We start from the raw sequence: 12,712 nt of genomic DNA on the forward strand, positions 1-12,712 counted from the left end.
CGGAAACCGTTTCGCAGTTCACCGTTGACATCCTCTCCACGCTGAAGCGCGAGGCTTACTCCCCGATTCGCCGTGAAAAACGCCAGTGTCGCCGCGGTCGCGTCTCGGTTGCTGCCTCCGAGACGCCGGCGGCCGCCGGACTATCGTGTCGTCGGCGACGAGGTCAACACTCAGACCAACCGCACGACTCGCACGTCTTGCAGCCCTCGGAGTAGTAGAGGTTCATGCCGCCACAGTCGGGACATTCGGGTGATTCGCCCGCGGCGATTAGCTCCTGCATCGCGTCGGTGGACTCGTCGGGTCTGTCGGAACTCTGTCCGTCTGGGGTCTCGGTCCCCGTCGGTCCGACATCGTCGACCGTCGGGCCGGCGTCGACTGCGCCGCCGTCCGTCTGGCTCGGCGGCTCGGTCACGGTGTCGGTCCCGACGTCGTCGAGGCTCTGCTGTTGGGGAATTCCCTTGTCGACGTCGTCGTCGAGATACCGCCGGAGTGCGGTGCCGATCGCGTCGGGGATCGACTGGATCTGCTCGCCTTTGTCCCACGCGACCTTGGGGCTCCGGGTGCCCTGTAGTTCGTCGACGATCTCCTCGGGGTCGACGCCCGAGCGGAGCGCCGTCGAGATGACCTTCGCAAGCGCCTCCGTGAAGGAGTTGGTGTAGCCGCCGGAGTGGCCGATGTTCGCGAACAGTTCAAACGGTCGACCGTTCTCGTCCTCGTTGATGGTGACGTACAGTTTGCCGTAGCCCGTCTCGACGCGCTGGGTCACGCCCGACAGCGAGTCGGGACGCGGGCTGCGCTCGCTGTAGTCGATCTGCGGCTGCTCGCTGGCTTCGAGCAGGTCCGCGATCTCCGTGTCGATCGCCGCCTGCACGTCCTCGTTGTCGAGGAACGCCTCGATACCGCCGAACACCTCGCCGATCTGCTCGACGATCGTCTCTGCCGCCTCGCTCTCGTCTGCGAATTCCGTGTTCTTCGCGCGCGTCGTGAGCACCTGCTTCGAGCGGGTACCGTCTCGGTAGACGGTAACGCCCTTGCCGCCGTGATCGTAAATGTAGCGGTACACCTCTTCCATCTCCTCTGCTGTGGCGTCGTTCGGGAAGTTACACGTCTTCGAGATGGCGGAGTCGACGCCCTGCTGACAGGCGCACTGAACCGCCGCGTGCTGCTTGCCCGAGAGATCGCCGGTGACGACGAACAGCTCGCCGATGGCGTCCGGAACCGTTTCCAGCCCGTCGACACCGTCGAACTCGTTTTCGGCCATCTGCGCCTGCGCCTCTCGTTTGACCGCGTCGACGTCGACGTCGTTCTCCTCCAGCGTCCGGAGGAAGTAGTCGTCGAACTCGACGAGCATCTCGTCCCCCTGCACGTCGTCGGAGACGTTCTTGTAGTAGGCGACGTTGTAGATAGGCTCGCAGCCGCCGGTGGTGTTGCCGATCATCGACGTCGTGCCCGTGGGCGCGATCGTCGTCGTGTTGTGGTTGCGGATCGGGAAGCCGTCTTCCCACTCGTCGGCGTCGAGCCCGGTGTAGTGTTCGAACCAGTCGCGGTACTCGGTGGGGTTCGCGTATTTCGACTCCTCCCAGTCGTTGAACGTCCCGCGCTCCGTCGCAAGCTCGTGGGAGGTCTGTTTCGACGCGTGGTTGATGTGGGTCATCAGCTGGCGGGCGACCTCGTTGCCCTCCTCGGTGCCGTACCGGATCCCGAGCTGGATGTACAGCTGGGCGAGCCCCATGACCCCCAGTCCGATCTTCCGCATGTCCCGGACCTTCTCTTCGATCTTCTCGACCGGGAAGTCCGACATCGTGACCACGTTCTCCAGGAAGCGGGTGCCGTAGTCGATCCGCTCGTCGAACTCCTCGAAGTCGATCGCTTCTTGTAAGAACGCAGACATGGCCGCCTCCTGCGAGTCGTACTCATCGGCGTGCGCCTCGGACCAGACGCGCCAGTCCGGCGCGTCCTGCGCCGCGAGCGTCGAGAGGTTGATGTGACCGAGGTTACAGGCCTCGTACTCCTCCAACGGTTGCTCACCGCAATTGTGAACCACGAGGCCGTTCGCGACGAACGAACTCGTTTCGGGCTCCGTGAGGTCGTAGACCGCTTCGTGTCCATCGCTCTCGACCGCAGAAACGGTCGCTTTGAATCCCTCGCTGTACGGTCCGCGATCGTAGTTTGCGAGACGCTCGTCAAGCGCATCCTGTTTCGAGTCGAGAAGGAATCCGATCTCCTCCGCGAACCGGACGAGATTGTCCTTCGAGACGACGAGATCGTGATCGACCTGCCGCTCGTATTCCGCGGTTCCGCCCTTTCCGTCGGGCAACTCCTGAAGTCCCGCCTCGTGGCGCTCCTCGTAGATCTTGCTGAAGATTCCGAAGTTGAGCAGGAGTTGCTGGACCTGTTTTAACAAGTCGGTACTGATACTCGTGAGCCGGACGGAGACGCCTTTCTCGACGTTCCCCTGAACGCCGCCGTCAGCGGAGAACAGCGCACGGAGGTATCCGCGCGCCATCTCCTCGCTCCCGCGCATCACTGCCTCGGGCACCTGATGCTTCTGGTCGACCAAGCCGGCTTCCTCGGCGTACTCGTACAGTCGAGTCGACCGGATACGCTGTTCGACGGCCTGCGCGCCACGGTAGTCGTCACCTCTGGCGATCTCGTTGACACCGACCTCGTAGTCCGCGTTACCGACCGGGTCGCGAACGACCTCATTCACGTCGGCCGCGAACGACTCCGAGACCTCGGCGTCCTCGTCGTGGAAGTTGAGGACGGCGCGCTCCTCTCCGGTCTTGAGATGACCGTCGCCGACCATCCAGCCGAGTACACGGCCCTCCGCCGCCGTTCCGTGCTGACCGAACGATCCTTTCCGGTTCTGGATGTGAACCGTGTCGCCCGCGTCGAGGTCACCGGCTTCGACCCACCCATCGTCGGTCATGACGCGGTGGTCGGTGGTCATCCGGAGTTCGTACCCCTCTTCGGTCGTGAGCTTGTAGACGTCCTTCTCGCCAGTTTTGTAGACGCTACTCGCTTCCTTGAGCGTCTCTTCGCTGAGGCGGCCGTCGACGACGATATCGCGAGCGACGCCCTGTTCGTAGAGTTCTTCGGCTTCGACGAGGCCGTTTTCGGTGCTGATCAGCGTGTCGCCGGTGACACAGGGGTTTGTTGCAAGAATTCTGTGGTTTGGATTTTCTTCGACATCGAACGAGTGCTCCTTGTTCACCCGTTCGAGGTAGATGACGCCGGGCTCGCCGTTCTCGTGTGCGCCCTCGATCATGTCGTCCCACAGCTCCTGTGCGGGGATCGACAGCTCCTCGCCGACCTCGACGTACTCGCCGAGGCCGAACATGTCGTAAATCTCCTTCGTCTCGGGGGTCGCAATGTGCGGCTCCTCCGTGCGGGGATTGGTGAAGGTGAACTCCTCGTCGTTGTACAGCGCCTCCATGAAGTCGTCGGTGACGCCGACGCTGATGTTGAAGTTCGAGAGGTGGCCCTCCACGGCGTTCCGGAGGTGTTCGGGGACGCGGCCGTCCTCGTCGATGAGTTCGCGGGCCTCCTCTAAGGCGTCCGCGAAGGAGTTGTGCGTGAAGTCGTCGGGGTCGTTGAGCCGCAGGGAGTGCGCGAGCGAGACGTCCTTGTTCTTCGAGTGGATGAACTGGATGACGTCGGGATGGGAGACGCGCATGACGCCCATCTGCGCGCCGCGGCGCGCGCCGCCCTGTGCGATCGTCTCGCACATCTGGTCGAACGTCCGCATGAACGTGATCGGGCCGGAGGCGATACCGCCCGTCGAACCGACGGAGTCGCCGTACGGACGCAGCTTCCAGAACGCGTACCCCATGCCGCCGCCGGACTGGAACACCTCAGCCGCCTCCTTTGCGGTCTGATGGATGTCCGTGATGTCGTCTGCGGGCGAGTCGACGAAACACGCGGAGAGCTGCTGTAGCTCGTCGCCCGCGTTCATCAGCGTCGGCGAGTTCGGCATGAAAGAGAGCGATTCCATCCCGTCGCGGAACCGGTCTGCGGTCGCTTCGACGTGGTCGCGCACGCTCTCGGGAAGCTCGGGGACGATCGTGTCGTACGCGAACTTGTTGACGTTGTGCGCGGTGAGCGTCGTCTCCGCCTCGTCGTCGGCCGTGACGCCCGCGCCGAAGACGTCCTCGGCGAGCTCGTCGCGCCGCGGGTGGTCGGGCTTCAGCTGATCGGGCGTGACGGTGATCTCGACGCCCTGCTTTTCGGCCTCGAAGACCGCCTCCGCGAGCGCGACGTTGCGCGCGACGCGGTCGAACAACTCCTCGGGGTCCTCGATCGCTTCGCCGTCGGCGTTCTTCCGGAGGTAGCGGGCGGGGAGGATGTTGTGGTAGGCGTTGGCCGTGAGCCGTTCTTCCATCGTCTCTCCCGTGGTGCGTTTGATCGGCAGTTCGAGTTCGTCGGCGGCGACGCCGTCGCTGCTCATTCGACGGTCACCCCGATCGGTCGGTGTGGGATATGAATCATCGTAGTGTTGGTGTACTGGCGAGGCGGACTCTTGTACGTTCGGATGTCCGAACCCGACAGGTGGTCTGGTCGGGTACGTGTCTGTTCGGTTATGCAATTCGGTTCCGCGCGTCTGACGCTGGGATCGAGTTCGTCGGTAACGGACGGGTTCTGCACACATAAGCGTGGGCAGACCGTGGTGAAACTGATCCGATACCGAGAAAATCACCGTACTACGCCACCATTTCACTGGAACAGAAGGGGGGTTGATTGACGCCGGTGGCCCACGCGATCGGAGAGTGACGCTCCGTGTCGGCCGCGTAAATCGACGATCGTTCGTGAAGTCGGTCCCCTCGCCTTTCGCACACGTATCAGATTCTAATGATAAGATACGGGCGGTGTTCAGATAAGACCGAAACGTGAGGCGGTGGGACCGCTGAAACCCCGTCTCGACGTCAGCCGGCGCAGCGACGCGCGGAACAGATTCGGCAGCTGCTCACCGACGCAGTCACAACACGGGCGCACCGACGCAGTCACAACACGGGGCGCTAGCGGCACCCCGTCAGGCGGTGCGAGATGTCAGTCGGCGCGCTCGAACCGGTGGCGCACCACGTCGGCGTCATCGTCCCACTCGAAGTGCCCGCCGTGCGCGCTGACCATCCGCTCCTTATAGGCGTCGAGCGACGGCGACCCCTCCCGTTTCGCGTCTTCGTCCGTCATGTCGCCGAGCGTGCGCTCCGTCACCTCGGTCAGCTCGAAGGTCACGCCGTCAACCTCGAATGTGTCGCCCGCCTCGCCGTACCGGTTCCCGCGGTGGAGCTGGGTCACGTCGCCGTCGACGGCGGCCTGTTTCACGCGGTCGTTCGGCAGCAGGTCGGCCGGGTCGTTCTCGGACATATGATGGCGTTGGGGACGGACGGGCTTAGGTGTCCGGCCGGATTCGCCGGGCGGTTTCACTCCGTATTTACCGCGCACCTTTCGAATCTCGAAGTCTCACAGCCGCCCGATCTGCACGGACGTGGACAGCCGCGTCGCGGTCCGAGCCGAGAGATTCAAGAGCGTGCCTATCCCCTTCTTCGACGATGCGTCAGGACCACCTCATCACCGCGAAACAGCTCTCGCGGGATGACATCGAGGCGGTGCTCGACCGGGCCCGGGCGGTCGCCGACGACCCCACCGCCTACGCGGACCGGCACGCCGGACGCGTGCTCGCGCTCTGCTTTTTCGAGCCGAGCACGCGCACCCGAATGAGCTTCGACAGCGCGGCGAAGCGCCTCGGAATGAACACGATCGACATGGGTGACGTCGACTCTTCGTCCGTCTCGAAGGGCGAGTCGCTGGCGGACACCGTCCGCGTCATCGAGGGCTACGCGGACGCGCTGGTGCTCCGACACCCGAGCGAAGGCGCGGCCACGCTGGCAGCCGAACACGTCGAGACGCCCGTTGTCAACGCGGGCGACGGCGCGGGACAACATCCCTCACAGACCTTACTCGACCTCCACACGATCCGCGAGAACCACGGGCTCGACGACCTCACCGTCGGTATCATGGGCGACCTGAAGTACGGCCGCACGGTCCACTCGCTCGCGGCCGCGCTCACGGAGTTCGACGCGAATCAGCACTTCATCAGCCCCGAATCGCTCCGGCTCCCGCGCTCGGTCCGGTTCGACCTCCACGAGACCGGCGCGCAGATACGCGAGCACACGGACCTCGACGGGGTACTAGAGGAACTCGACGTGCTGTACGTCACCCGAATCCAGAAGGAGCGATTCCCCGACGAGAACGAGTACCACCGGGTCGCAGGCGAGTACCGGATCGACGCCCAGACGCTCGACGACGCCGCGGAGGACCTCTCCGTGATGCACCCGCTCCCGCGGGTCGACGAGATCGCGCCCGAGATCGACGGGACCGACCACGCCCGATACTTCGAGCAGGCGCACAACGGAATCCCGGTGCGGATGGCGCTTTTAGACACCCTGATCGAGAACGCGGAGGCCCCCGAGAGTCCGGAGGTGGACCGATGAGCGACCACGAGCTTCGCGTCTCGAAGATCCGCAACGGCACCGTCATCGACCACGTCGAGGGCGGGCAGGCGCTCAACGTGCTCGCCATCCTCGGTATCGACGGCTCCGAGGGGCTCGGCGTCTCGGTCGTGATGAACGTCCCCTCCGACCGGCTCGGGCGCAAGGATGTGGTGAAAGTCGAGGACCGGGAACTCTCCCAGTCGGAAGTCGACGTGCTCTCTCTCATCGCGCCCGAGGCGACGATCAACATCATCCGCGAGTTCGAGGTGGCAGAGAAAAACCGCGTCACCCGGCCCGACAGCGTGACCGGCGTGCTCTCGTGTCCGAACCGCAACTGCATCACCAACGCCGGCGAGCCCGTCGAGACCCGATTCGACGTCGTCGCCGACGGCGTCCGGTGTGACTACTGCTCGACTATCCTGCGGGCGGACATCGCCGAACACATCGACGTCTAGGTCGTCCCGGCCGCGCCGTGCCGGTCGACCGATTTGTCCGCCGGGCCGCCACCGACGTCGGTAGATTTTAGCGACCCCCGTTCGATGATCGGTGTATGAGCAAGAAACTGAAGCTCGTCCTCGTGCTGTCGCTCGTCGCGCTCGCGTACTTCCTCTTCGCCGGCGACAAGGAACCGGTCGAGGTCTGACGCTCCCGCTCGCACGATCGTCTCAGACTCGTTGCATCGAATCGAGGCTCGGCTCCCTCCGACAGGCAGATACCCGTCGTTTTTACCCGACAACCGCGTAGCCGCATGTATGTACGGGGTCGTCACGCGCAATGCCGACGAGGTCGAGATGGAGCCGTTCGACCTCGGCTTCTACGAGGTGAAAGACGTCACGGGCCGGGCCGCCGCGCCGCTCTCTACCGCCGTGAACATGGTGTCGTGTTTCGGCGACAACGCCGCGGCGAGCGAGAACCCAGACCTCGTCCCCGTCGACGAGCGCGGTGAGCCGGCGACCCGCGACCGCGATTACTTCGACTGGGCGTATATCTGCCCAACGCACCCGGAGTACCGCGAGGGGCTGCTGGAGATAATCGAAGACTGTGCCGCCGAGAACGACGACGTGCGCCTCGACGACGTGGGGTTCCCGCGCGAGGGATTCTGTCACTGCGACCGCTGCGAGCGGCTGTTCGGCGAGAGCGACCGCGAGGCGTGGACGGACTGGCGCGCCGACGTCATCACCGAGTTCGTCGCCGACGCGGCCGAGTTAGTCCCCGGTCGACTGCTCCTCACGCTGTATCCCGACCCGTACCCCGGGCATCTTCGGGCGCGTGCTGGGCTCGACGTCGACCGGCTCGCGGAGTACGTCGACGAGTTCGTCGTTCCGCTGTACGACACCGAGTACGCGACGACCTACTGGCTGGAGACGATCGCTCGCGGCTTCCGGTCGCGGCTCGGGGGCGACTACGACGTCCACGGCGCGCCGCCGGAGACGCCGTTCTCGCTCGAACTGTACGCGGTCGAGGTCGACGTCGACGACCTGATCCACGCCGCCGAGGTCGCGGAGACGTACGCGAAAGACGTGTTCTTCGGCTACGACGCCAACAACGCCGCCGCCGCGCTCCGCCGAAAGGACGCCGACTCGCGCGACGGCGAGGTTCACCGCCCCGACTGACTGCGGACCGTTCGGGTACCGCCTCTCCGCTACCCGCTGGCCGGCGTCCTCTCGGTCGCGTGAGCGAGGGCTTATATACCGGCACGGCCGAGACTCATGTGACCGGCCGCCGGCGCGCGACACGCCGGTCGTCTCGCGTTCGCGCGAGGCGGTCGCCTTTCAACGTCCGCGCCGTAGCGGCGGTCGCTCTACAACGTCTAGCCGCGGCCTCGGCATATCCGGACCGACAGGGGGCCACTCAGTACTCGGCAAGGGCCGCCCGCTACTCGTCTATGACCGCCGGCTACTCGGCAAGGAGCGCCCGCTACTCGTCTATGACCGCCGGCTACTCGGCAAGGAGCGCCCGCTACTCGTCCGTCGCCGCGTACGTCTCCAGCGCCGCGATCCGGCCGTTCGCGATCTCGAAGACGTCGACGAAGGAGAACAAGGTGTCGCCGTCGGCGTCGAGCAGCCGGCCGCGGACGGCGACGCCGGGGCCTGCTGGGTACACCCGGTCGACGGCGTGGGTCGTGTCCGTCATCGGTCGCTCGTCGCGCATGAACGCCACGAAGCGCTCGCGTCCCTCGAAGGTGCGGTCGGGACGCCGCTGGATGAACCCCGGCGCGAGCAGCTCTGCGAGCCGGTCGTACTCGCCGGCGTCGAGCGCGTCGTAGTACGCGCGGGCGAGTCGCGTGCCCGCCGCGGGTTCCGGGTCGCTCACGCCGCGAGCGCCTCGAACTCCGCCGCCGAGGTCCGCGTCCCCTTCGAGAGCACCACGTCGCCGGCGCGCAGCGTCGTGTCGATGTCGTGGCCGACCAGCCACCCCTCCTCGGGCCGCCGGAGCGCGATGACGCTCGTCGAGATGTCGGTCGCCGGTATCCCCTCCTCGATCTGCGTTCCTTCGAGGGCGCTGCCGGCCTCGACTACGGTGCGGGTGATGATTTCGTCGGACTCTTGCACCGCCATCTCGACGACCGGGTGGACGCCGATATCGCGGGCGACGCCCTCCGTGATCTCCAAGGCGGCGTCCGATATCTCCTCGGTCGCGACGCCGAGGTGGATCAGCCCGCGGAGCGAGACGGGGTCTTCGGCCTCGCGGGCGGCCCGCAGCGTCCACGCCTCGAACCGCGACTGGAGGGCGTCGACTTCGATCTCCAAGTTGTTCACCTCGTCTGCGAGCGCCGCGTTGTCGAACAGCACGGAGCCGTACGCGAGGTCGACCGCCAGCTCGGAGAGGTTCTTCATCAACACGATCGAGTCGACCGCGCGCTCTAAGTCGTCGATCGCCGGTTCGACCGGTTCGTCCGGCTCGAACGCTTCCTGTGCCAGTTCGGGGTACGCCTCGGCGACACCCGTCTCCGGCCCCCGGAGGAGCGTCACGTCGCCGGGTTCGAGGCGAGTCTCCGGGCCGGGGTTGAGAATCCAGTCGTCCGCGCGGCGGATCGCGATGACGCGAACCCCGGTCACGGACTCCAGATCGATGTCTTTCAGCGTCCGTCCCGCGTAGCCGGAGTCGTCCGCGACGGTCCCGCGGACGAGGGTCTCGACGCCCTCAGTGAGCGCGCCGCGCATCGCGTCCGGGAGTCCGATCTCCTCCGTGACGATCTTCGCGATGTCGCCCGCGGCGTCGGAGATCTTGTCGGCCGCGCCGACCACGCCGAGCACCGGCGCGAGCGTCTCGGCCTCGTCCGGGCTCCGGGCGGCGAGCATGAGGCTCATCCGCGCGCGCATCTGGAGCACGTCCATCCGGTGCTCGAGTTCGACGACCTCGTGGGCGACCGTCGGGCTCCCGTGGAGGACCGCGGAGTACGACAGATCGATCAGCAGCTCGGCCGTGTCTTTCATCTCCACGAGCAGGTCTTTCACACTCGCCGGCTCGTAGCGGACCGTGAGCGGCGACTCCCGCTCGTCGAATCGTCCCATGCGACATCCTCTCCGGCTCCGAGTAAAAGGCTTGTCACGGGCTGTCCCTCTCCGGTCTCGACCCGACGTGTCAGAGCGCGTCGCCGGCGACGTAGGCGGTCGCGTCACCTGCGCCGTCCGGTCCCTCGCCGACCGCGACCGGCTCGGCCAGATCGACGAGCGCGAGCCAGCCCAAGAGCCGGTCGGCGCGCTCGCGCCACGTCGCCTCCCATTCCGGGTCACGGGCGCGGTCGTGACGCGGGACCGACTCCCGGGTCGCCGCGAACAGGGAATCGGGCGTGAGCGGGTCCGCAGGCGAGGCCGCCCGCAGGGCAGACAGCGTCTCCGGAACGAGGAGGACCCCCTCGCGGAGCCCCTCGCGGACGCGCTCCGGCGCCGGGTCGGCGTCGGTGCGAACGAACCCCTGCGGCGTCTCGTCGACCAGCCCCAGCGCGCGCAGGAACGCCAGCCAGTCGCTCGCGGTCCGTCGGTCGGGGAGGCCGCGGCGGTCGCGGAGGCGGACACAGCAGTCGTCCGTGCTGCCGGGGACGAGCGGCACCGCGCGCTGGTACTCGCGGAAGACGTCGAGCGAGTCGGGCGGTTCGGGGACCGGCTTGAGACGCATCGCCGGGGTCAGCGGTAGCCGAACGACGCGGCCAACAGCTCTTCGTCCGTCTCGCCGACCGTGTACACCGGCCCGTCGAGGACGTCGACCGTGACCTTCGCGGGGGCGAAGACGCGCTCGTCCACCTCGTAGAAGTCCCAGTCGGCCTCCTCGAACACCTCGACGAAGGGCGTGCCGTACTCGTCGCGGGCGGTCGAGACGATCTGTTCGAAGCGGTCGTCGTCGCGGGCGACCTGCAGGTGCACCTCGCCGCCGTACGCCAGCGCGTCGTTCGTCCGTCCCATCGCGAGATCCTCGTCGCGGGTGGCCGGGGCCATCGGCGCGGACCCGGAGGCGTGGAGCACGTCGGTCGGTTCGTAGCCCACTTCGAGCAGCCGGAAGACGGCGAGCTCGGCCGCGCGCGCGGCGGTCGCGACCGACCCCGCGGTCGAGCCGGTGGCGTACGCAGGGAGGAAGACACCCTCCGGATCGACCTCGGCGAGGTCGGCGACGTGTTCTGCGACCGACTCCGTCGGGAGCGCCGTCGACTCGACCGCGAGCGTCGCGAACTCGGAGGAGTCGTAGTACCCCACGCGCTCGAACTCCGTCTCGCGGCCGACGAGCGCCCGGGCGGGACCGGAGCCGAGCCCCTCGAAGCCGTCGTCGGTGACGAGTTCCCAGCCGGCCTTCTGCGAGCAGAGCAGCGCGATCGCTGGGTGGTCCGTCGAGAGTTCGACGTACTGGCGCGGCGCGCCGGCGACCTCGCCCATGCGCGTCCGCAGGTTCGCGAGCCCGGCGGTCTGGATCTCGGCGAGAAGGAGTCCCGCCTCGACCCCGCCGGCGGCGTCGACGCCGAAGTCGACGACGGTCGCGCCGTTGTCGAGTTCGTAGCCGACGACGTCGAGCTCGCCGGCGAAGTCGAGCGCCTCGTCGACGAGCTCGATCGCGGTCCGGTTGATGCTTTCCATACCGCCCCTTCTCGCTCGCCCATTAAGGGGTTTGTCTGTCGTCGCCGCCCGCGTATGCGGGGCGACGGCCTCGACGACGGGTTCGTGTCCGTCGACGGGCACCCGATCAGGTGACGTCTTCCCGATCAGGTGACGTCCTCGACATCGACGCCCGGGATGGGTTCGATTTGGAACAGGTACTCGTCGTAGGCGCGGTCCAAGTTTGCGGGCCCCTCAGCGACCGTGTGGTCGACGCAGAGGAGCGCGGTCGATTCGACGGCACCCTTCCCCGTGTCCTCCAGATACCGCTCCGTGACGGAGAAGGCGGCCGGTTCGTCACAGCCCCGGCGGTAACACGTCGTCGGCGCGTCGTCCGGGGGTTCCGTCTCGTCGGCACGCTCGCGCGCCTCCGCGATGTCCTGTCGTGCTCGTCGTCGTTCGGCCTTTCGCGCCTGCTTTTCGCGACCCGACTTGGTGTCCGGCATGCGTACACAAACGCGGGTCATCGGGATAACGCTACGGGCGATTCCGGCTGGCGGAGCCAGTGGTTCCGTGCGGCGCACCACGCGGAAGCCGCCGCCGCCCGGGATCCGATTCGATCACCAGAAGCCGCCGTCGGACACCGTGTCCCACCCGGTCACCAGAAGCCGCCGTCGGAGTCACCCGCTCGCCCGGGACCGCCGGGGCCGCGCGGCCCGCTCGGCCGCGGATCGGGGTCGATCTCCACCAGCTCCGTCTCGGCGCGCGGGTCGACCTCGCGGCCCGCCTCGTAGCGGACGAAAGAGAGGTAGAACGGCTCGCCGCAGCCAACCGCATCCTCGCGCGGCTCGCGGTCCGGCTCGTCGACGCCGGCGTCGGTTCCCCGAACGCCGTCGTGCGGATCCCAGACGACGCCGTCGCTCTCGCCGCAGACGAACCTGACGCCGTCGGCCTCGGCCGCGTCCTCGAACGGCTCCGTCGGGGCGACGTACGCCCACCCCTCAAGGGGATACGGCGTCACCGATTTGTCCGCGAGGTAGCCGTCGCGGTCGAGCTCGACGAGGGTCCCACAGCGCGGACAGTAGTAGGTGACCGGGTAGCTCATCTCCTCGTTCAGGTACGGCCGCCGATCGTATAAGCGGCCGGTAGCCGGTCCCGAAGACGACGCGATCGATCGCGGCGTAGTGGACCGCGGTC

11 protein-coding genes are annotated in these 12,712 nt (G+C 66.9%); 3 read left to right on the top strand and 8 right to left on the bottom strand.

Going from position 1 to position 12,712, the window contains the following annotated elements; all coding sequences use genetic code 11:
- Positions 1–163 precede the first annotated feature (163 nt).
- Positions 164–4,447, bottom strand: a complete 4,284-nt coding sequence (locus tag EP28_RS05635; protein WP_049983030.1) for an intein-containing adenosylcobalamin-dependent ribonucleoside-diphosphate reductase — start codon at positions 4,445–4,447, stop codon at positions 164–166.
- 599 nt (positions 4,448–5,046) lie between these two features.
- Positions 5,047–5,364, bottom strand: a complete 318-nt coding sequence (locus EP28_RS05640) for an ASCH domain-containing protein (protein WP_049983031.1) — start codon at positions 5,362–5,364, stop codon at positions 5,047–5,049.
- Between the two features lie 185 nt (positions 5,365–5,549).
- Here EP28_RS05640 and pyrB point away from each other — a divergent pair, with 185 nt between their 5' ends.
- The 3 genes from pyrB to EP28_RS05655 all read left to right on the top strand — a co-directional run bounded on the left by pyrB (position 5,550) and on the right by EP28_RS05655 (position 8,104).
- On the top strand, positions 5,550–6,491 hold the full coding sequence (pyrB, locus tag EP28_RS05645) for an aspartate carbamoyltransferase (RefSeq protein WP_049983032.1): 942 nt from the start codon (positions 5,550–5,552) through the stop codon (positions 6,489–6,491).
- Complete coding sequence (gene pyrI / locus EP28_RS05650; protein WP_049983033.1) at positions 6,488–6,946, top strand: aspartate carbamoyltransferase regulatory subunit; 459 nt, start codon at positions 6,488–6,490, stop codon at positions 6,944–6,946. Before pyrB ends, pyrI begins: the two co-directional genes overlap by 4 nt.
- Before the next feature lie 297 nt (positions 6,947–7,243).
- Positions 7,244–8,104: a glycoside hydrolase family protein gene (locus EP28_RS05655; protein WP_049983034.1), complete on the top strand. Its 861-nt coding sequence runs from the start codon at positions 7,244–7,246 to the stop codon at positions 8,102–8,104.
- Between the two features lie 346 nt (positions 8,105–8,450).
- On the opposite strand, the gene EP28_RS05660 is transcribed toward EP28_RS05655, so the two are convergent.
- The 6 genes from EP28_RS05660 to EP28_RS05685 all read right to left on the bottom strand — a co-directional run bounded on the left by EP28_RS05660 (position 8,451) and on the right by EP28_RS05685 (position 12,620).
- Positions 8,451–8,804 carry a nuclear transport factor 2 family protein gene (locus tag EP28_RS05660; protein WP_049983035.1) on the bottom strand — a complete coding sequence of 118 codons (354 nt, stop codon included), beginning with the start codon at positions 8,802–8,804 and terminating at the stop codon, positions 8,451–8,453.
- Positions 8,801–10,006: a potassium channel family protein gene (locus tag EP28_RS05665; RefSeq protein ID WP_049983036.1), complete on the bottom strand. Its 1,206-nt coding sequence runs from the start codon at positions 10,004–10,006 to the stop codon at positions 8,801–8,803. The genes EP28_RS05660 and EP28_RS05665 overlap by 4 nt, the downstream gene beginning before the upstream one ends.
- Before the next feature lie 70 nt (positions 10,007–10,076).
- Entirely contained in the window at positions 10,077–10,610 is a 534-nt protein-coding gene (locus EP28_RS05670; RefSeq protein WP_049983037.1) for a double winged helix-containing putative transcriptional regulator, read from the bottom strand.
- 8 nt (positions 10,611–10,618) lie between these two features.
- On the bottom strand, positions 10,619–11,557 hold the full coding sequence (gene mch / locus EP28_RS05675) for a methenyltetrahydromethanopterin cyclohydrolase (RefSeq protein ID WP_049983038.1): 939 nt from the start codon (positions 11,555–11,557) through the stop codon (positions 10,619–10,621).
- Between the two features lie 125 nt (positions 11,558–11,682).
- Complete coding sequence (locus tag EP28_RS05680) at positions 11,683–12,021, bottom strand: hypothetical protein (protein WP_049983039.1); 339 nt, start codon at positions 12,019–12,021, stop codon at positions 11,683–11,685.
- A gap of 152 nt (positions 12,022–12,173) precedes the next feature.
- On the bottom strand, positions 12,174–12,620 hold the full coding sequence (locus tag EP28_RS05685; protein WP_049983040.1) for a DUF7969 family protein: 447 nt from the start codon (positions 12,618–12,620) through the stop codon (positions 12,174–12,176).
- Positions 12,621–12,712 lie beyond the last annotated feature (92 nt).

It is taken from the genome of Halorubrum sp. BV1 (assembly GCF_000746205.1).
GTDB lineage: Archaea > Halobacteriota > Halobacteria > Halobacteriales > Haloferacaceae > Halorubrum.